Source organism: Pseudomonas sp. WS 5532 (assembly GCF_012985445.1).
GTDB classification, from domain to species: domain Bacteria; phylum Pseudomonadota; class Gammaproteobacteria; order Pseudomonadales; family Pseudomonadaceae; genus Aquipseudomonas; species Aquipseudomonas edaphica.
In genome coordinates this window covers 21,380-41,004 of record NZ_JAAQWK010000021.1, presented here as the reverse complement: position 1 = coordinate 41,004, position 19,625 = coordinate 21,380, and the positions used below count along the sequence as shown (strand labels likewise).

The 19,625-nt window shown below is 62.0% G+C and carries 15 protein-coding genes; 1 reads left to right on the top strand and 14 read right to left on the bottom strand.

Annotated features, from left to right (window positions below; genetic code table 11):
• Positions 1-19 precede the first annotated feature (19 nt).
• From HBO23_RS26925 to HBO23_RS26865, 13 genes are all read right to left on the bottom strand, one after another.
• A complete protein-coding gene (locus HBO23_RS26925; protein WP_170040392.1) occupies positions 20-1,204 on the bottom strand; it encodes an EAL domain-containing response regulator in 1,185 nt (394 codons plus the stop codon).
• 159 nt (positions 1,205-1,363) lie between these two features.
• Positions 1,364-3,514 (bottom strand): phospholipase C, phosphocholine-specific, encoded by a 2,151-nt coding sequence (locus HBO23_RS26920; RefSeq protein ID WP_170040390.1) that lies wholly within the window; start codon positions 3,512-3,514, stop codon positions 1,364-1,366.
• Between the two features lie 358 nt (positions 3,515-3,872).
• Positions 3,873-4,295, bottom strand: coding sequence for a RidA family protein (locus HBO23_RS26915; RefSeq protein WP_017138711.1), 423 nt, complete (start codon positions 4,293-4,295; stop codon positions 3,873-3,875).
• 11 nt (positions 4,296-4,306) lie between these two features.
• Entirely contained in the window at positions 4,307-5,890 is a 1,584-nt protein-coding gene (locus HBO23_RS26910; RefSeq protein WP_170040388.1) for an FAD-dependent oxidoreductase, read from the bottom strand.
• Between the two features lie 10 nt (positions 5,891-5,900).
• Positions 5,901-6,824 (bottom strand): ABC transporter substrate-binding protein, encoded by a 924-nt coding sequence (locus HBO23_RS26905; RefSeq protein WP_099549947.1) that lies wholly within the window; start codon positions 6,822-6,824, stop codon positions 5,901-5,903.
• Positions 6,825-6,842: 18 nt separating this feature from the next.
• Positions 6,843-7,616 (bottom strand): amino acid ABC transporter ATP-binding protein, encoded by a 774-nt coding sequence (locus HBO23_RS26900; RefSeq protein ID WP_138450888.1) that lies wholly within the window; start codon positions 7,614-7,616, stop codon positions 6,843-6,845.
• Positions 7,609-8,574 (bottom strand): amino acid ABC transporter permease, encoded by a 966-nt coding sequence (locus HBO23_RS26895; protein WP_017138707.1) that lies wholly within the window; start codon positions 8,572-8,574, stop codon positions 7,609-7,611. Before HBO23_RS26895 ends, HBO23_RS26900 begins: the two co-directional genes overlap by 8 nt.
• A 25-nt stretch (positions 8,575-8,599) precedes the next feature.
• On the bottom strand, positions 8,600-10,993 hold the full coding sequence (locus tag HBO23_RS26890) for a TonB-dependent receptor (RefSeq protein WP_170040386.1): 2,394 nt from the start codon (positions 10,991-10,993) through the stop codon (positions 8,600-8,602).
• A 488-nt stretch (positions 10,994-11,481) separates the two neighbouring features.
• A complete protein-coding gene (gene fecE, locus HBO23_RS26885) occupies positions 11,482-12,273 on the bottom strand; it encodes a Fe(3+) dicitrate ABC transporter ATP-binding protein FecE (protein WP_170040384.1) in 792 nt (263 codons plus the stop codon).
• A gap of 4 nt (positions 12,274-12,277) precedes the next feature.
• Positions 12,278-13,246: an iron chelate uptake ABC transporter family permease subunit gene (locus tag HBO23_RS26880; protein WP_138450896.1), complete on the bottom strand. Its 969-nt coding sequence runs from the start codon at positions 13,244-13,246 to the stop codon at positions 12,278-12,280.
• On the bottom strand, positions 13,243-14,232 hold the full coding sequence (gene fecC / locus HBO23_RS26875) for an iron-dicitrate ABC transporter permease FecC (protein ID WP_170040382.1): 990 nt from the start codon (positions 14,230-14,232) through the stop codon (positions 13,243-13,245). Before fecC ends, HBO23_RS26880 begins: the two co-directional genes overlap by 4 nt.
• 2 nt (positions 14,233-14,234) lie before the next feature.
• Positions 14,235-15,155 (bottom strand): Fe(3+) dicitrate ABC transporter substrate-binding protein FecB, encoded by a 921-nt coding sequence (locus HBO23_RS26870; protein ID WP_170040380.1) that lies wholly within the window; start codon positions 15,153-15,155, stop codon positions 14,235-14,237.
• 276 nt (positions 15,156-15,431) lie between these two features.
• Positions 15,432-17,837: a TonB-dependent receptor gene (locus tag HBO23_RS26865; protein ID WP_170040378.1), complete on the bottom strand. Its 2,406-nt coding sequence runs from the start codon at positions 17,835-17,837 to the stop codon at positions 15,432-15,434.
• A 167-nt stretch (positions 17,838-18,004) separates the two neighbouring features.
• Between HBO23_RS26865 and HBO23_RS26860 the strand changes: the two genes are divergently transcribed.
• Positions 18,005-18,634 (top strand): CatB-related O-acetyltransferase, encoded by a 630-nt coding sequence (locus HBO23_RS26860; RefSeq protein WP_017138700.1) that lies wholly within the window; start codon positions 18,005-18,007, stop codon positions 18,632-18,634.
• Positions 18,635-18,639: 5 nt separating this feature from the next.
• On the opposite strand, the gene HBO23_RS26855 is transcribed toward HBO23_RS26860, so the two are convergent.
• Positions 18,640-19,281: a glycoside hydrolase family 25 protein gene (locus HBO23_RS26855; protein ID WP_170040376.1), complete on the bottom strand. Its 642-nt coding sequence runs from the start codon at positions 19,279-19,281 to the stop codon at positions 18,640-18,642.
• Positions 19,282-19,625 lie beyond the last annotated feature (344 nt).

Here is a 19,625-nt window from a genome sequence, read left to right as displayed (position 1 = left end):
TGTATTCGCTCAACGCCCATCAAGCCACGTTCTGCAACCGCCACAACAACTGCTCGCCACTCATCGCCGGCGCATACACATACCCCTGGCCCACCCTGCAGCCCATCGCCAGCAATTGCCGCTGCTGCTCCTGGGTTTCGATGCCTTCCACCACCACGCTCATGCCCAGGCTGTCGCCCAGCGCCAGGGTGCTGTGGATCACCGCACGGCAACGTGGGTCGGTGGTCATGCCGCGCACAAACTCGGCATCCAGCTTGATCTCGTTGAACGGCAGCTGACACAGGCGTTGCAAGGATGAAAACCCGGCGCCGAAGTCATCCAGGGACAGGTTGCAACCGAGCATGCGCAAACGCATCAGGCACGCCAGGCTGCTCGCCGAGGCTTCCAGCATGCCGCTTTCGGTCAGCTCGAAAGTCACGCTGGAGCGCGGTGCCTTGAACGGCGCCATGACGTCCTTGATCTTCCTGCCCAACCCACCCTGAGCCAATTGCTTGGCGTGCAGATTGAACGCCAGGTTCAAGGTCATGCCGCTTGCCCTGACGTGTTGTTGCAGGGTCAAGGCCTGGTGCATCTGCGCAAACAACAATGGGTCGAGCAGCCCGCAACGCTCCAGCACCGGCATGAAGGCCATTGCCGGTAACAGACCGTAAAGCGGGTGCTGCCAGCGGCTCAACACTTCCACGCCGATCATCTCGTTGGTCCACAGGCTGAATTTGGGCTGGTAGTACGCGTGCAGCTGGCCGGCAGCTAATGCGTCGCATACTTGCGCCTGAGTAAACAATGGCAACGCAGGTGAAACCGCAGGCACGATCCCCCCAACAGGCTGATGACGATGCAATACCTCTTCGAGCTGATTGAGGGTCGCCAGCTTTTCGACATGGCCAAGCAAACACACGCCGAGCAGGCTGGTGAACTGTTGCAGGGCTTGGCTGATCCCGGTCGGCTGATGGCCGCTGACAATCACGCCATGCAGCCACCCTTGTTGCGCGGCATGTTGCAAAAACTCCAGCCCATCCATGCCGGACATGGACAAGTCGCACAGTACGACATCCACCCCGTGAACGCTTTCCAGGAGGGCCAAGGCTTCAGTGGCATGCGTCGCCTCGATCACCGCATGCCCCAACCGTTTGAACTGGCTCACGACGACGGCGCGCTGAAAGGCGTGCTCCTCAAGGATCAGGACGCGTAAAGGCTGGCTCGTCATTGGCGTGGGCTCGTGGGTGGTGGACCCAACGATTGTCTAAAACTGCCCGGAAAAAGCGCGGATGTTTAATCCTTTATGAACGTAGGATATTTCTCAAAATACTAACTCCCGGCCAAAGGCAGCGGATCGGTTCAACGCTATCCGCCGCCTCAGGGTTTGCTACACCGGCTTGCCCATCAACGGGTCACTGATGCTATGCGCCCCCGTCTCAACCCGCCCCGCCACACGGCGCACCCAGCCATGCTCATTACGCACGGTGAAGTCATACCAGCCACCGCTCGGCTGACGGGAGAATGTGCGTTGCTGCGAGCTGTGGCCAGCAATCTCCAGCAGCCATGGGCCTTGATGGGTGTAAGGGCAGCGCTTGATCGTCACCGAGGCTGGATGCTTGCTGGGGTTGATCACCGTCAGTTGAACGCTGTCCCCCTGGTAAGCCACTGACAGTTCGGGTTCGCGGCGTTGCAGATCACCCTTGAATGATCGGTGAAAGCCGTTCGGCCCCAATAGCCACAGGTCATAGCCGCCAGCCACTGGCCAGGTATCACTGAGGTGCTGTTCGGCGCCCACGGTGTAGCGCCGCGGGATGTCTTCCAGGTGCAGTCGGTCGTAGACGTGGAAGACCGCGCCCTGTTCGCCATGGTTGAAGAAGTTCAACGTCAGCTCACCGGCGCGACGATCAACGTCACCTTCGACGTTCAACTGGTATGGCAACGCACGGGATGGTCGAGCCATGCGCGCCTGATGCGGCGCCTGTTGCCGACCTTCAGCAGGCACCACAACCTGGGCCAGTTGTTCCTGGCGCTGGCGCAGCAAATCCGCCGCCCGGCGGGTGGTTTCATGCAGTGGCGGCAACAACTCGGTGTTGGGGTTGACGAAGTTGAACGCCGAGGTGAGGTCGCCGCATACGGCGCGGCGCCAGGCGCTGATATTGGGCTCGCGCACCTGGAAGCGCTTCTCCAGAAATTGCAGCACCGAGGTGTGATCGAACGCCTGGGAGTTGACCCAACCGCCGCGGCTCCAGGGCGACAGCACCAGCATCGGCACCCGTGGGCCAGGGCCGTAAACACCACCGTCAGGCGCAGGCTGTTGCGTGGTGCCGGGCGGCGCCGGGTGCGTGAAGATTTCGCTGTCGAACTTGACCGTGGATTTGCCGGCAAAGCTGCCATCGGCACGCTTGGACGGGGCTGACGGTGAAGGGACGTGGTCGAAGAAACCGTCGTTTTCATCGTAGTTGACCAGCAATACAGTCTTGCTCCAAACCTGCGGGTTTTCAGTCAGCGACTTGAGAATCTCCTGGGTGAACCAGCCACCCTGCACCGGGCTGGAAGGCCCAGGATGTTCGGAGTAATTGGCCGGGGCGACCAGCCAGCTCACCTGAGGCAAGCGGCCGTTTTTTATGTCATCGCGAAAGCCCTGGATGATCGCTTCCAGGTCACTGCCGTTTGCCGATGGCAGTGTGTTGCCGTTGCCTTTGTACAACGGCACACGGGCGTTGAGTTGATCGCTGTAGGGCACAAAGGCCTTGAAGTCTTTCGGTGGTTCCGCCGGGTTGCCGGCCGCAACGCTGGCGGCGCGGTACTGGCGAAAACCAGCCAGCGGGTTGTCGCCAAAGTTATCCGGCAAGAACTGGTAGACCTTCCAACTCACGCCCGCCTCTTCCAGGCGCTCAGGGTAGGTTTTCCAGGTGTAACCCACGCTCACTGCGCCAGGGCCGTCCCATTCATTGACCACCGCAGCCACATTGGCGCCGGTCGGGCCGTTGGTGCCGGTCCAATGGAACAGCCGGTTCGGGTTGGTGCCGGCGTGCACCGAACAGTGGTAGGCATCGCACAGGGTAAAGGTGTTGGCCAACGCAAACTGGAACGGCAATTCCTGCTCGCGGTAATAGCCCATTGACGTGTTGGTCTTGTAGGTTGGCCAGGCATTCATGCGGCCGCTGCCCCAGGCGGCGTGTTCGTCAACCCAGGAATGTGGCGTGCCGTCGACACGCTGGGCATTGCCGCGTGAACTGTCCAAATGATAAGGCAATACGCGCCGCCCCTTGCCCTGTTGCTCCCAGACTTTGCGGCCGCCCGGCAGCGGAATGGTGAAGCGGTCGCTGAAACCACGTACGCCGGGCAAGGTGCCGAAGTAGTGGTCGAACGCGCGGTTTTCCTGCATCAGGATGACTACGTGTTCGACGTCCATGATCGTGCCGGTGCGGTTGTTGGCGGGGATCGCCAGCGCCTGGCGGATGGAGTCGGGTAGCAGGGTGTAGGCGGAGCCGATGGCGGCGGCCTTCAGCAGGGTGCGGCGGGTGAGAGTTGGCATGGCACTAATCAATCCCTGGGGTGCTTGAGATAAAAACGCTCAAGACAAAGTAGAGACTGCAAGCGACAAAAAGGTGACATGCGGTTACTGACAATCCGATGATCTGTTCACGGGCCTGCCACCAATGGTGGTGAGCAGCTTGTTGTGGCTAGTGGCTTATTGTGGCAAGCAGGCTTGTTGTGGCGAGCAGGCTTGCCCTGCGTTGGGCTGCGCAGCAGCCCCAGTAAAGGCACCGGGATTCTCCTGAAGGAACTCAGCGCCTGGTTTCAGGGCCGCTGCGCGCCCCAACGCAGGGCAAGCCTGCTCGCCACAACAAGCCACAGCAAGCAAGCTATCCACAACAGCGCATTCAATAGAGTCAGGCCGTTCTGGCCGCAATCGCCTCCACTTCCACCAGCGCCCCTGGCAACGGCAATGCCACCACCTGCAACGCCGTGCGCGCAGGCTTGTTCGGCTGCTCTGGCGTGGCGAAGAACTGCGTGTAACCACGCTGCAACCCGGCAAAGTCGAGCTTGCCGTCGGTCTCTTCGGCCCCCACCAGAAACACGCGCAATTGCACGATATCGCCCAGGTCCAGGTCTTGCTGCTGGAGGATCTTGCGCAGCTTGTTGAACACCGACACCGTCTGCACTTCGGTGTTGCCGTAAACCCCTGGCACGTTCGGGTCGGCCAGGTCGGGCAAGGTACCACTGACGAAAATCAGGCTGGCGGAGGCCGGTACGGTGACGGTTTGCGAGATGGGAAAATCGCCGACGCTGGTGCGTTGGATGCTGTCGCTCATGGTGATGCTCCTCAGGAGGCGGCGAGTGCCGCAATCTGTTGTTGTTGGGTAACGCGCTCGGCCAGCTGCGCGACCACATGCCGCGCCGAGTTGGCTGCCGACTCCTGCCAGATGCCCACACCGCTTTGCACCAGGCCGTCGCCGGCGAAGTACACGCGGCCGTGGGCCTGTTCCAGCAAGGCACTGGCGTCGGCCGGGAAGTGTTCGCGTTGCAGCCATGGGCCTTCGCTGTAGGGGATCTGTTCCCAGGACACCGCCAGCGGGTGGCGCAGGTGTTTTGAATAACCCGGATGCAGCAGTTCCACGGCTTCTTTGGACGTGGCGTACTGCTGGTCGAACGGCTTGGCGCCAAACACGTCGGCGCCCTCCCCGGTCACGTAGCCGGCCACCAACAAACCGTCGCGGGTGTTGAGGTCGTTGCTGGGGTACCACAGCAGGCGCGCCGGGTGTTCGATCCACGACAAGCCGCCGTAGGTGCGATAGTCGGTTTCCCAGAAGCGCGGCGATTGCCACGCCACTTTGGTCGCCTGATCACTGCGGGTGCTGAGCAAGGCGGCTTTGACCCGGTCGCTGAAGTCGGTGTCGAGTTTGGCCAACAGTGGCAACGGCAAGGTCGAGACCAGGTAATCGGCGCGCACCACCTGTTCGCGGCCGCTTAGCTGGTCGTGGTAGGTCACCGCCACGCCGTCTTCAAGCTGGCGGATCTGCCGCACCTGGGCGCCGAGTTGCACGTGCTCACGCACGCGCTGGTAGAAGGCGTCGGTGATGCGGTCCATGCCGCCGACGGGTTGGAACATGGTGGCGGAAAATTCCGGGAATTCGGTGTGCAATAACGCGCCCCACAACTCCGGATGCAGCAGCCGGTCCAGCGCCAGCGGGCTGCGGCTGGCGGGCAGCGCGCCGGGGTGGGCAGGCGACTCCAGGTGACCGGAGCGCAAGCTGCCTTCAAAGGCCAGTTCCTGCGACAGATCGCCATACACCTGCAAAAACGCCAGCAAGCGCGTGCGCTCTTCACTGCTCAACACATCATCGAGGGCATCGCGCTGCACGGCTTTGGCCAGCAAGCCGGACAAATGCCCGCGGGTGTCATTGATCGCCTGGCCGACGGTGAACGCCGGCTGTTGCAGGTCGGGCCGCACCTGGGCGCCGTGGCTGCTGTTGACCAGCACTTCCAACGGCACACCCAGCTCGCTGCAATAGTCGAGAAGCGTGCGGTGCTGGCTCGGAATCCTGGCGGGACCGGCGTTGAAATACAGGCCGTTATCAAACGCTACGGTTTGCGTGCGGCCGTCCTTGTAGTCCACGCGGTCGCCATTGCGCAGGGTCCAGGTGCGCCCGCCCACGCGGTTGCGGGCCTCCAGTATTTGTACGCTGAACCCGGCGCGGCTGAGTTCCAGGGCCGTCACCAACCCGGCAATCCCGGCGCCCAGCACCAGCACACGAGTGCCCTGCCCCAGGCCCGCGTTGAGTTTCAGCGGTTGCGGGCGGCGATGTGACGACGGCCCCAAACCCAATACCGCCAATGCATCCTTGACGGCCTTTTCGCCGCCTACAGCGGCGATGCTCGACAGCGCTTCACGGCGTGTCAGTCCCATGTCGATGCTCCTAGTCCGGCAGGCCCGGTGGGTTGATCAGCGAGGTGTCGACGCGCTCGATGTCCAGGCCCCAGCGTTGCAGCACCTGTTCGTATTGGCCGCCGGCAATCGCGCCTTGCAGGGCGGTGTGAATCGGCTGGATCAGGCCGTTGTCCTTGCGGGTGGTCACGGCGATATCGGCCTTCAACGGCCAGCCGCCGTTCACCGTACCCACCCGCTTGATGCCACCGGTGACCGCCGCCGAATAGGCATACACCGAGTTAGGCCCGAACAGCGCATCGCTGCGACCGGACTGCACCGCCAGTTGCGCGGCGGCCTGGTCGTCGATGTATTGCAGGAGCGCAGGCTTGATACCGGCCTTTTCATTGGCCTCGTTCCAGGCCAGCAAGACCTTTTCCTGGTTGGTGCCGGAGCCGACGATGATCTTCAGCCCGGCAATGTCGGCGGCCTGTTTGATCTCGGTGATTTTGTTGGTGCTCTTGACGTAAAAGCCGAGCACATCCTGGCGATAGGTGGCGAAGTCAAAACGCTTCTTGCGCGCCTCGGTCACGGTGACGTTGCTGATCACCGCGTCGTACTTGCCGGAGCTGACGCCCAGCGGCCAATCCTCCCAACTGGTCTGCACCACATTGAGTTGCAGGCCGAGGCTGTCGGCCACCAGCTGCGCGGTGTCGGCTTCGCTGCCAATGGTGGTCTTGTCGTCATTGGCCAACAGCGCCAGCGGCGGCCCGGCCACGCCGGACACGGCCACGGTGAATTTGCCGGGCTGGGCGAACTTGAAGCCCGGCGGGATCTGCGCAATCGCCGCTTCATTGCGCGGTACATGGATACGCACACGGTCGGGGCTGAAATCCACCTGTTGCACGGCGAACGCGGTTTGCGCAGCACCGACGGCAAGCGTCAGCAGGGCCACGCGGGCAGTATTGATGAACATGGGCAGTCACTCCTTGAACTAAAGCACCTTGCCCAGAAAGGCCACGGTGCGGGGATGTCGGGGTTGGCGAAACATCTGTTCGGGCGGGCCTTCTTCGATCAGTTGGCCGTCACACAGGAACACCACGTGGTCGGCCACTTCGCGGGCAAACCCGATTTCGTGGGTGACGATCACCAGGGTCACACCCAGTTGGGTCAGGCCTTTGATCACGTCGAGCACTTCGCCCACCAGCTCCGGGTCGAGGGCTGAGGTGGGTTCATCGAACAGCAGCACTTTGGGATCCAGCGCCAGGGCGCGGGCGATAGCCACACGCTGTTGCTGGCCACCGGAGAGCTGGCGTGGGTAGGCATCGACTTTGTCGGCCAGGCCGACCTTGGCCAGCAGCTCGCAGGCCTTGGCCTGCGCCTCGGCCTTGCTCCAGCGCTTGTGGGCCAGCGGTGCTTCGGCGACGTTTTCCCAGGCGGTGAGGTGCGGGAACAGGTTGAAGTTCTGGAACACAAAACCCACGTCAATGCGGCGCTTGAGAATCTCGCGTTCTTTTAATTCGTAGAGCAGGTCACCCTTGCGCCGATAGCCGACGTATTCACCGTCGATGGTGATGTGCCCGCTGTCGATTTTTTCCAGGTGATTGATGGTGCGCAGCAAGGTGGATTTGCCCGAGCCGGACGGCCCGAGAATCACCGTGACCTTGCCTGGGTCGATGGTCAGGTCGATGTCTTTCAACACCTGCTGGTTGCCAAAGCGCTTGCCCACGCCCTGGATCTGAATGCGCCCGGCGCGTGCTTCAGCCATGGGTTTTCTCCTTGAGCCAGCCGCGCAGGCGTTGCAGCGGTGTGGGCGGCAGTACCCGCGCCGTACCGCGCGCAAAGTGGCGCTCGACGTAGTACTGGGCGCTGGTCAGCACCGTGGTGATGATCAGGTACCACACGGTCGCCACCACCAGCAGCGGGATCACCGCCTGGGTGCGGTTGTAGATGACCTGCACGGTGTAGAACAGCTCCGGCAAGGCCAGCACGTAGACGATGGACGTGCCCTTGACCAGGCCGATGATTTCGTTGAAACCCGACGGCAAAATCGAGCGCAGCGCCTGGGGCAGGATGATGCGAAAAATCCGTCGCGAAGCCGGCAAACCGAGGGCCGCCGCCGCTTCATGCTGGCCGGCATCCACGCCAATCAAACCGCCACGAATGATCTCCGCTGCGTAGGCGGCTTGCATCAGGCTCAGGCCCAACACCGCCACGGTGAATTGGCTGAGCACATCCACGGTCGACCACTCGGCGAACACCACGCGGGTGAACGGCACCCCGAGCACGATGTGGTCATACAGGTAGGCAAAGTTGTAGAGGATGATCAGCACCAGCAGCGCCGGCATCGAGCGGAAAAACCAGATATAGCCCCAGGCCAACGCCGCCAGCAATGGCGAGCCCGACAGCCGTGCCAGCGCCAATGCAGTGCCGAAGAGGATGCTGAACACGGTACTGAGCAGCGTCAGCAGCAGCGTCTGGCCGAGGCCGCGCAGCACCGAGGCGGAAAAGAACCACTGGCCGAACACGCCCCACTCCCAACGCGGGTTGGTGGCCAGTGAATGCACGATGGCGAGCAGCACCAGCGCAGCGAAGATCGACCCGGCCCAGCGCCACGGGTGGCGGGCGGGAACCACTTGCAGGGCCTTGATGGGCGTTGCAACGCGGCGCTGGCGAACCGGGCTGACGTCTTCGATCAGGTCATAGGATTTGGCGACAATGGGCATGTTCTATTCCTCGCGGGTTGCGGCCTTAGAAGGCGTAAGTCAGCCGGGTGTAGTAGTACCCGCCGGTAAAACCGTAGGGCGAATAAGTGCCGTAGCTGGCGAGCATGGTGCTGCTCGGCACGCCTTGTTTCTTGGGGTAAAGGTCGAACAGGTTCTTGGCGCCGACGGCGATGTTGAGGGCTTTGGTGAGGTTGTAGCCAAGGTCGAGGTCAGTGATCCAGCGGGCGTTGTAAACCCGGTCCAGGTCGCGATTGGCCGAGAAATTGACCTCTTTGTAGGCGCCGTAGCGGGTCAGGGCCAGGTTGAGGTTGAAGCGGTCGATGCTCCAGTCGCCGCCGAGGATGAGTTTGGTCTTGGGCTGCACATCGGTGATCAGGCCACGGGCCTGGCGGTCCATCAGGTCATAGGGCGTGCCGAGGATATCGGTGGACGCCTTGTAGTTGAGGATCTTGGTCTGGTTCCAGTTGAATGCGGCGGTCCACTTCAAGGCGCCGAACTGGCCGAGGTCCTGGTTGTAGTTGCTGACCAGATCCACGCCCTTGGTGCGGGTGTCGGCGCCGTTGATAAAGTACTGGCCGCCGGAGGTGGAGTTGATGCCGTTGCTTTGCAGTACCTGAGTGACTTCGGGGCCGAGCAAGGTGCCGGTCAGGGTGATGCGGTCGCGCAGGTTGATCACGTAGGCGTCGGCGGTGAAGTTCAGGCGGTCGGTGGGCGTAAGGGTGAAACCCAGGCTGAAGTTGGTCGAGCGCTCGGGCTTCAACTCTTGGGCGCCGAGGGCCTTGGCCGCCGCCGAACCCACCGGCAATACGCCGTAGTTGATCGACTGATACACGCCGTCGACCACGCCATAAGTGGTGGAGCGCGCACTGAACAGGCTATTCGCCAGGGACGGCGCGCGAAAGCCGTTACTGACGGTGGCGCGCACGGCAAATTGCGGGGTGAAATCGTAGCGTGTGGTCAGCTTGCCGCTGCGGGTGGCGCCGATGCCTTCGTTGTAATGCTCGTAGCGAAAGGCGGTGCCGATGTACCAGTCCGGCAGCGGGTTGAAGCCCACATCGACATAGCTGGCGAGGCTGTTGCGCGAGGCGCTGCTTTCTTCATCCGGCGAAATGCCGTTGGTGACCTGCGCCCCGGATGACGCGCAGTTGCCGGGCGCCACGCAGTAGCCGCCATTGGCATAAGACGCGTAGTCACCCGCCTGCACCTCATAGGTGTCGCGCCGATGTTCGAAGCCGTAGGACAGGTCCAACGGTTTTTGCAGGCCGACATCAAAGCCGCGCTTGAAGTCGAGGTTGGTGGTCAGCTCGGTGGAAATCCAGGTGCCAGAAGTGAAGCTGTTGGGCGTGTACTCGCCCAGCGACGGGTTCTGGTTGTGGGTGGTGCCCTGTTCCGCCTCGTTGCGCCCGTAGGTGGTGGACAAATCCCAGTCCCACGCGCCAACGGTGCCTTTGCCGCCGAACGCGGCCTGGAAATCGTCCTCGTCGATGTACCAGGTCGGCGTGTACCCGGCCGGGTAGCCATTCGGCCCGGTGGTGATGGTGTTGGTGATGGTCGGCAGCCGGTAGTTCTGCCCCTGCTCGGCCTTGCGCCGCGAGTAGGTGGTGAAGGAATACAGGCTGAGGCTGTCATCAATCGGCAGCTCGGCGTTGTAGCCCAGGGTCAGCAGATTGGTCTTGGGCGTGCCGTAACCGCCGTAGGTCGATCTGCCGGCCTGGTTGTAGGCTTGCTCATAGGTGTAGCCGTTGGCGCTGGCTTTGTTGTCGTCATTCTGGCTGCGCGCATCCAGGGCCAACTGCACAACGCCGCCGTTGCCGATTTCAAACCCCTTGTTGAGGCTTTGTTGCACGGTTTGCTTCTTGCCGTCGTAGCCCTGACCGACGTTGGTGACGGCGGTGCCGCTGGTATCAGCCTTGAGGATCACATTGATGACCCCGGCGATGGCATCCGAGCCGTACTGGGCGGCGGCGCCGTCGCGCAGCACTTCCACATGGTCGATGGCACTGATGGGGATCAAATCCAGGTCGGCCGGTGCCGCGCCGGTGTTGATGCCATTGATGTTCAGCGTGGCGCTGGTGTGGCGACGTTTGCCGTTGACCAGCACCAGCACTTCGGCAGCACTCAAGCCGCGCAGGTTGGGCGCACGGGCAATGCCGCTGGCGTCCCAGCCGGTTTTTTCAGGCAGGGTCAGCGACGGGATCACCGCGCTCAAGGCTTCCATCAAGCCAGGCTTACCGGTGCTTTGCAGTTGCCTGGCGCTGACCACATCGATCGGCACCGGGCTGCTGGTGACGGTGCGCTGCTCGGCGCCACGGTTGCCGGTGACCACCACGGTGGACAAGGTGCTGTCGTCCTGGGCGGATGCAGTGCCGGCCAACAGGGCCAGCGTGAGTGCGGCGGTGGGGGGTAAAACTTGCTTCATGACCACTCCAGGCTTTCCGAATCGCGAAGTCGGGCAGTCGCGCGGCGGGCGCGGTGCTCGTTTTTCAGGGTGTCGCTGCGATGGGGAACTAGGTGTGGAGTGAGCGAGGGTTTTGAATCGGCAACATACGTTGAACTCCCTTCCAACGATTCTGCCGCGGGGTCTTTACCCGGTTATGGCGCGCAGAATCTGAATCACGCTGGGTACCATCCGAGGTCAGGGGTAGGCTGTTGCGATCAAACATAACGGAATGGATTTTAAAAATATAATGCTATTTGGGTATAAGCTAATATTCTCTACTTTCATTATTAGCGAATAACTTTATTCATATAAATAATGTTTTCCTGCTGATCGTTCCCACGCTCCGCGTGGGAATGCCTCATGGGACGCTCCGCGTCCCGCCCTGCAACCTTGTGACGCGGAGCGTCACGGGCTGCATTCCCACGCGGAGCGTGGGAACGAGCATTAGTGCGTGAGAGCGAACAGGGTCAGGCGTGGATGCGAGTGCTTTTTTCCACCAGGCACATTGGCGTGCCGGCAACCGGCTCCTGCATGATCTGCACTTGCACGTCGAACACCTGGCGCATCAGCTCGGCGCTGATCACTTGGGCGGGCGGGCCGTCAGCCACCAGCTTGCCGGCGTGCATCACCGCCAAGTGGTCGGCGTAGCGGCAGGCCTGGTTGATGTCGTGCAGTACGGTGATAACGGTTTTGCCCTCGGCGGCCAGTTCGCCCATCAGGTCGAGCAGTTCCACCTGATGGCTGATGTCGAGGTAAGTGGTGGGTTCGTCGAGCAACACCACTGGCGCATTCTGTGCCAGCACCATGGCCAGCCAGGCGCGCTGGCGCTGGCCGCCGGACAAATCCGCCAACGCGCGGTCGCCCAGGCTGTCCAGCTCCAGGCGCTGCATGGCCTGGGTCACCTGGGCTTGATCGTTGCCGCTCAGGCGCCCCCACAACGAGTTATGCGGGCTGCGGCCGTAGGCGACCAACTGGCGCACGCTGACACCTTCCGGCACCGGCAATACCTGCGGTAAAAATGCGATCTGCCGCGCCAGTTGCCGAGCGGACAAGCTGGCGTAGGCGTGGCCATCCAGGGTCAACTCGCCCTGGGTCGGCTTGAGGATGCGCGCAAACGCCTTGAGCAAGGTGGATTTGCCGCAGCCGTTGGGGCCGATCAGCGCGGTGACGCGACCTGTCGGCGGTACGAACGAGAGGCCCTGCACAATGCGCGTGGCGCCATAGCCGATGTCGAGTTGGTGTGCCTGCAAAATACTCATGTCATCAACCCTTGAACCGTGCCAGCAACCAAAGAAAATACGGCGCACCAATCACCGCCGTAAGCACGCCCGCCGGGATTTCGCTGGGCGCAATCAACGTGCGTCCAAGCGTGTCGGCCAGCACCAGCAATAACGCGCCAATCAGCATCGCAGCCGGCAGCAGGTACTGGTGATGCCCACCCACCAGGCGCCGCGCCATGTGCGGTGCGACCAGGCCGATAAAACCAATCGGCCCGATCACGCCGACACCCAGGCTGGTGAGCACCACCGCGCAGGCCATCGCCCACCAGCGGGTACGGCCAAGCGCAGTGCCCAGGCTGTGGGCGGCCTCATCGCCGAGAGCAATGAGGTTCAGGGGTTTAGCCAGGCACAGGCCCAGCGGGATCAACAGCAGAAAAGGCAGCACCAGCGCCACATGGTGCCAATTGCGGCTCCACAAACTGCCCGTCAGCGCGAGCAACGCGGTGTTGATATCCAACGGATGGGACAGGATCAAAAACTCGGTGACGCTGGACAAGGTCACCGCAATCGCCACCCCCGACAGCGCAAAACGCACCCCGGAAAAACTCACGCCGGTGTTGTACAGCGCCAGCAGCAAGGCCCCACCGGCACCGCCCAGGCAGGCCACCAGTGGCAGCCAGGCAATCGGCAGGTGTGGCCAGCTGATGATCGCCACGGTCAGCGCCAGCCCGGCGCCCTGGGTCACGCCGAGAATTTCCGGCGAGGCCAGCGGGTTGCGGATCACGCCCTGCACAATCGCACCGGCCAGGCCGAAGGCGCAGCCGGCCAGAATGGCGATCAGGCTGCGTGGCAGGCGGTGGTTCCACACTTCAAAATCGAGGGCATCGTGGGCCAGCAGGCGCTCCAGCACGGTGGCAGGTTTGAGCCACACCGTACCGGCGCTGAGGCTCGCCAGCAACGCCACCAGCAGCAAGCCCAGCAGCAGCCATAAACGTAATCGTGGCCGAATCATAGGGTGCGCCTGGCAAGAAACAGGAAGAACGGTGCGCCGATCAAAGCAGTGACCACACCCGCCGGGGTTTCCACTGGAAAGGCCACCGCGCGACTGAGCAAGTCGGCGCCCAGCACGATCACCGCGCCCAACACCGCGCTGAGCGGAATCAGCCAGCGGTAGTCGTTACCGAGAAACTGGCGAATGATATTGGGCGCGATCAGCCCGACAAAGCCAATGGGGCCGACCGCGCACACGCTGGCGCCCACCAACAGCAAGCTGGCGACAAACACCTGCAAGCGCAGGCTGGCGATACCGACGCCCAACGAGCGCGCGGCGTCTTCGCCGAGGTTGATCAGGTTCAGGCGCGGCGCACACCACAGCGCCCACACGCCGCCGATCAGCGTGCACGGCCAGAGCAATTGCACCTGGGCCGCACCCACATTGGCCAGCGACCCGGCCAGCCAGTTCAGCACGCTTTGGGCCTGGGCCTCGACCAGAATCACCGTGAGCCGGGTCAAGGCCGCGCACAGCGCCGCAACCGCCACACCGGCCAATACCAACCGACCTTGCGCGGTGGTCGGCGACCACGCGCCGCCGAGGCTGAACACCGTGACCCAGGCCAGCGCGCCGCCCAGGCAGGTCATCAACAAGGCGCCCCCGGCAAAGGGCGGCGCAACCAAACCGGTGGAAAACAAGGCCAATCCCAATGCCGCGCCGGCCGTCACGCCAAACAATGAAGGCGATGCCAAGCGGTTGCGGGTGATGCCTTGCATCAGTGCACCGGCCAGCCCCAGACAGGCACCGACCAACGCCGCGCACAACGCACGCGGCACGCGCAGCTGCGCCACGATATAGGCCATATTGCCGCCAATGCTGCCCTGATGAACCAGGCCGTTCCAGGCATCCGTCGCAGTGATGGTGAACGGCGACCAGCTGTACAACGAGTACCAGAACAACACGGCACCCAGCAGCACAATGCCTGCCGCCGCGAAACTGCGCTGCACGGTTATTGGCTCAATACGGCTTTGCCGCCCTTGAGAATCGCCAGGGTGTCTTCAGCGATTTGCTCCGACGCCAATACACCTCGGTTACGCGCCCAACTGTCGCCATCGACCTCGGCCACTTGATGATTACGCACCGCACCGAGCACTTGCCACAACGGCTGCTTGCTCCAGGTGTCGACGATACTTGGGCGTCGATAGTGACCGACCAGCAACCAGCCAGGGTCAAGCGCGAGCAATTGTTCCAGGCTGACAAATTCAGTCGGCGCAGCCTTGGCGCGTACCGACGGCACTTTCAGGCCGATGGCTTGCAGCACGCTGCCGGCGTAGGAGTCAGGCCCGTGTACGGAAAAACTGTCTTCACGGGCAACCCCGAACAACACGCTGGCACCCGCCGGAATCTGCTTGGCAATGGCCTGCAAGTGTTCACGGTTCTGGGCGATGCGCGCGTGCATCTGCGCGCTTTTGCCCAGGGCCGTGCCGATCAGTTCGGCGGATTTAAGGCTGCCTTCGTAATCTTCTCCACGTGATGGCAGCAACAAGGTCGGCGCGATGCTCGCCAAGTCGCTGTACAACGCCTGATGACGATTGAGGTCGGCGACGATCAAGTCCGGCTTGAGCCGGGCGATTTCTTCGATGCTCGGTTGCGAACGCAAGCCCACCGACTTCCATTGGCCGATGGCCTGGCGCACACGCGGCAAGACGCGGTTGGCATCGCCATCGTCCGCAGCGCCGACCGGCGTAACGTCTATGGCGGCGAGACTGTCGAGAAAGGAAAACTCCAGCACCACCACGCGCTTGGGCGCATCCGGCAGGTGCACCGCGTGCTGGCCATCATTAAGGTCGATGGGCGCGGCGTTCAACACGCTGGAAGACAACGCCAGGAGGCAGGCGGCAAGGGTCGGGATGGAGCGCAACATTCGCATGACAAAGACCTCGGCGTTAAAACACCCCGGCTGGACGGGCCGGGGAAAACGGCGGGTACTATTCCATATTGAGGCGATGCAATCAAAAAACATTCTTATTAACGCGGCACGTCCGTGGTGTGGGCTGGCTTATGTGGTCAGGGCTATGTGGCAGTTGGCTTGTGTGGGAGCTGGCTTGCCTGCGATAGCATCGACCGGGTCTTACTGACAGACCGAGGTGCCTGTATCGCAGGCAAGCCAGCTCCCACATTGGTCTTCCCCTCATGATCGTTGCGTTTAGAAGTCGACGGTGGCCGACAGCAAATACGTGCGCGGCGTGGACAGGGTCAGGCCCGGCTCACTGTCATCCGAAGCACCCGCTGAACTCCAGTAGCGTTTATCGGCGACGTTCTCGACATTCGCCCGCAAGGTGATGTGCTTATCGTCGACCTTGAAGGCATAGCGCGCACCAACGTCAAGGCGTGTCCAGGCGTCGATTTCCTTGACGTTGGACTGGTCCAGGTACTGCGAGCTGGAATAGATACCCCGGCTGGTCAGGGTCAGGCCTTCCACCGTCGGCACATCCCATTCGGCGCCCAGGTTGACGTTGTACTTGGGCGTGGCCGGCGCGCGGTTGCCGTCGAAAGTACCGTTGGTGGTGTGGGTCAGTTCGCTGTCGATAACCATCACGCCGCCCAGCAAGCGCACGCCCTTGAGCGGCTCGCCGAACACGCTCAGCTCCACGCCGTCGTTCTGGCGTTTGCCGTTGGGCCCGAACACTCGCGTAGTAGCGTTGGTTTCGTAGGCTGGCTGCTTGATGCGGAACACCGCGGCCGTCACGGCAAACGCGCCGGCGTCGTATTTGGCGCCTACTTCAACCTGGCGGCTGACAAACGGTGGGAAGATTTGATCTTCGTTGATCGAGGTCGACGGCGCGATTTTGCCTTGGCTCAGGCCTTCCATGTAGTTGGCGTACAGCGACAGTTTGTCGGTGGCTTTAAACAGGATGCCGCCGGAGGGCGAGACCTTTTCCTCATCGTAGGCCGTAGCGCCTTTGACGTTGTTGGTCCAGTCGTCGACCTTGACCCGCTGCCAGCGCGCGCCCAATGTCAGCAATAAACGCTCGTCGAAAAAGCCCAGGGTATCGGACAGCGCCACGCCACTGAAGCGGTTCTCGGTGTAGACCTTGGAATCCAGGCGTGTTGGCCGTGAAGGGGTTGGGGTTTCTACCGGGTTGTACAGGTTGCTCGGCGCCGCCGCGTAACGGGCGCCGCCGTTTTCAAAGTCCATATAGAAGTAGCTGGCCGCCAGGTTGATCTCATGGCTGACCGGCCCGGTATGCAACCAACTGCGCACCCCGGCGGTGGCGGTGCGCACGTTTTCATCGCGGGTGAAATCCCGTGGCAATACGCTGAAATCCCCGGCGTTGTTGGTGACGGACACCGCGTGACGCAAGAAGTCGTGGTTGCTTTTACGCGCGCCGACGCCGCCATACAGCATGACGCTGTCGCTGAGGTCGAACTCGCCGTTAACCGTGCCGAAGGTGTCATCGGTACGGGCTTTGCTCCAGGGCTGTGCGTAGTTATGCCGTACGTCATTGGCGCTCGGCACCCTGGCATTGGCGCCGACTTGTACACGTTCCTGCGGCGCATCGGTGTCGCGCTCGGTGTGGCCGATATCCGTGGAAAGGCGCAGGCGCTCGCCGCGAAAATCCAGGCCCAGCACCGCCATTTCACGGTCGACGCTCTGGTGATCCCATTCGGTATCGCCGGACTGCTTCACGCCATTGAAACGGATGCCGAATTTGTTGTCCTCACCAAAGCGCCGCCCCACATCCACGGCGCCACCGGCCTGGCTGCCGGAGGCCCAGGTGCCGGTCAGCGAGGTGATGTCCTTGTCGGTAGCGCGCTTGGGCACCACGTTGATCCCGCCGCCCACACTGCCGCGCGGCGAGATGCCGTTGATCAACTGGCTCGGGCCCTTGAGGATGTCGACGCGCTCGGCCATTTCCATGTCGATGGTGTACGTCGGCAGTACGCCGTAGAGGCCGTTGTAGGCCACATCACTGTTGAACAGGCTGAACCCGCGAATGGTGAACTGCTCGTAGCGCCCGCCCGCCGGGTTGGTGGCGCGCACCGAAGGGTCGCTGGCGACCAGATCGCCGAGGGTACGCGCCTGCTGGTTCTTCACCGCCTCGGCGGTATAGGTGGTCATGCTGAACGGGGTTTCCATAAAGTCCCGTGAGCCGAGCAGGCCTTGCGAGCCACGCCGCGCCACCTGGCCACCGGCATAGGTATCGCCATCGGCCAACCCAGTGGTACCGACGATGGACGTGGGTGCCAGTTGCAGGCTGCCGCTTTCCGGCACCGGCATCAGCCTGTAGGCCTGCGTGCCCATCGGTTGCAACTGCAGGCCCGAGCCCGTCAGCAACTGCGCAAAGCCCTCCTCCACGCCGTATTCACCCGACAAGCCGGCGCTGCTGCGACCGCTGACCAGCGCCGGGTCCACCGACAGGTTGACCCCGGCGAGCCCGGCGAAGCGCGTCAATGCGGCGCTCAGGCTACCGGCCGGCACCTGGTAACTGCGGCGGGCGGTGCTGCCTTCGGCATAGCTGAGCGGGACAAATAACGGGCTGGCACTGAGGCTCAGCATCAGGCTCAGGTTCAGCAACGGGCGCAAGCGCATGGGTCGGACTGCGGGCATGGGGAGAAGCTCTCGATTTTGTTCACTTGCCTGGAATGACAGGCGAGGCGCAAAAAAGGGACAGGGGTTGGCGATTTTTTTCAGCAGATAAAGCCTTCGTCTTGCATAGAGGGCAGCCATTGCTCACGATGTCGCCTGATTTCAATCTCTGCATAAAGGCTCACCGCATGAAGTTATTGCGTAAATGGCGCGAAAAAAAAGCGCGCAAGGCAATACGCGCGCTCTCCCCGCTGGAGCGCTCGACGCAAAAACTGCGCAACCGCTATCCAAACTACAGCTTTGGCATAGGCACCTACGGCGATTTGAAGGTGCACGACTGGCATGAAGGCACGACCCTGCGTGTCGGCGCCTACACCTCGATTGCCGGCAATGTGGAAGTGTATTTGGGCGGCCATCATCGCACCGACTGGCTCAGTTGCTACCCCTTCCCCGCCAAGATGAAAAGCCTCGCGCACATTACCGACTTTGGTGGCAGCAAAGGCGACGTGATCATTGGCAATGATTGCTGGATCAGCTCCCACGCGAAGATTCTGTCGGGCGTGACCATCGGCAATGGCGCAGTCGTGGCGGCAGGCGCGATTGTGACCAAGGATGTGGCGCCTTACGCCATCGTCGGCGGCAACCCGGCCAAACATATCCGCTGGCGTTTTGATGAACCGACTCGGCTGATCCTTGAGCAATCCGCCTGGTGGGACTGGCCGGAGGCTGAGGTGCGTGAGGTGGCGCATTTGCTGTGCAGTACGGATATCGGGCCGTTTGTGGAGTACCTCAGCCAGCGCGGGCGTTCGGCTGGCTGAAGCCTTCAGCGCTTGATCCAATCCAGATCCACGGCACCTTGAATGCCATCGACCTGGCCTTTGCTGCTGTGCTGCCACCAGTGCCAGCGCTTGCCGTGGCTACGCCAGGTTTCGGGCACTGTCGGCTGCTTGGCATCCCAGTGGGCGATCCACAACGGGCACGGGCTGAAATCGTACTTGCGCCACGCCACACGGTCAGCCCAGATGCTGGGTGACGTGTAGATGTATGGATGGGCGCCATCGAGCACCTGCGTGCTGAGCAGCATTACCAGTTCGTACAAGGCATCGGCCATCTGATCCGCGCTCGCCGTTTCGTTGCGCGAGGTTTCTACATCAATGGCCAGGATGTGCTTCCCGACCTCGAAGTTGGCCTCGCAGATCCGCTGCCGAATATTGGCCAGTTGTTCGCCGGGGGTACTGCTCAGTGCACGAAAGTAGTGGTAAACCCCCGCAGTCAAACCGTGGGCCAGCATCCCGGCAAAGTTTGTTGCAAACCGAGGGTCAGTGTAGGTGCCCCCTTCGGTCATCTTCACAATGGCATGGGTGACACCGGCTGACGCGACGCGGCGCCAGTCGATCTCTCCTTGCCAGCGCGATACATCAATGCCACGTGCATGGGTGGTAGGGGTTTGCTGTTCACAACTCATGAGTTTCTCCAAGACGCTGGGTGCGTTATGCAACCTTTCATCTCGGATACTTTCATTCTCAAGCGCCGAAAAACCGTATAAGAGTACTGCCTGCTTAGGGATACGCTTGGGTATGGCAGACGGTACAAGGGAGAAAAATTGGGGCGTTCCCCAAAAAACGCGCACATGAAAAAGCCCAACCTTTTCAGATTGGGCTTGATCGAGAATATGGTCGGGACGGAGTGATTCGAACACTCGACCCCTAGCACCCCATCTCCTTTTTCATACTTCTTGAAAGCTTCCAAAATTTTACTCTGGATTTTTCTAAGCTAGTATTTACTTGAGCTCCAGCGGTGTTCTGCTCT

Coding starts and splice junctions, on each gene's coding strand:
- HBO23_RS26925 (WP_170040392.1), bottom strand. CDS start 1,204: ATGACGAGCCAGCCTTTACGCGTCCTGATCCTTGAGGAGCACGCCTTT.
- HBO23_RS26920 (WP_170040390.1), bottom strand. CDS start 3,514: ATGCCAACTCTCACCCGCCGCACCCTGCTGAAGGCCGCCGCCATCGGC.
- HBO23_RS26915 (WP_017138711.1), bottom strand. CDS start 4,295: ATGAGCGACAGCATCCAACGCACCAGCGTCGGCGATTTTCCCATCTCG.
- HBO23_RS26910 (WP_170040388.1), bottom strand. CDS start 5,890: ATGGGACTGACACGCCGTGAAGCGCTGTCGAGCATCGCCGCTGTAGGC.
- HBO23_RS26905 (WP_099549947.1), bottom strand. CDS start 6,824: ATGTTCATCAATACTGCCCGCGTGGCCCTGCTGACGCTTGCCGTCGGT.
- HBO23_RS26900 (WP_138450888.1), bottom strand. CDS start 7,616: ATGGCTGAAGCACGCGCCGGGCGCATTCAGATCCAGGGCGTGGGCAAG.
- HBO23_RS26895 (WP_017138707.1), bottom strand. CDS start 8,574: ATGCCCATTGTCGCCAAATCCTATGACCTGATCGAAGACGTCAGCCCG.
- HBO23_RS26890 (WP_170040386.1), bottom strand. CDS start 10,993: ATGAAGCAAGTTTTACCCCCCACCGCCGCACTCACGCTGGCCCTGTTG.
- fecE (WP_170040384.1), bottom strand. CDS start 12,273: ATGAGTATTTTGCAGGCACACCAACTCGACATCGGCTATGGCGCCACG.
- HBO23_RS26880 (WP_138450896.1), bottom strand. CDS start 13,246: ATGATTCGGCCACGATTACGTTTATGGCTGCTGCTGGGCTTGCTGCTG.
- HBO23_RS26870 (WP_170040380.1), bottom strand. CDS start 15,155: ATGCGAATGTTGCGCTCCATCCCGACCCTTGCCGCCTGCCTCCTGGCG.
- HBO23_RS26865 (WP_170040378.1), bottom strand. CDS start 17,837: ATGCCCGCAGTCCGACCCATGCGCTTGCGCCCGTTGCTGAACCTGAGC.
- HBO23_RS26860 (WP_017138700.1), top strand. CDS start 18,005: ATGAAGTTATTGCGTAAATGGCGCGAAAAAAAAGCGCGCAAGGCAATA.
- HBO23_RS26855 (WP_170040376.1), bottom strand. CDS start 19,281: ATGAGTTGTGAACAGCAAACCCCTACCACCCATGCACGTGGCATTGAT.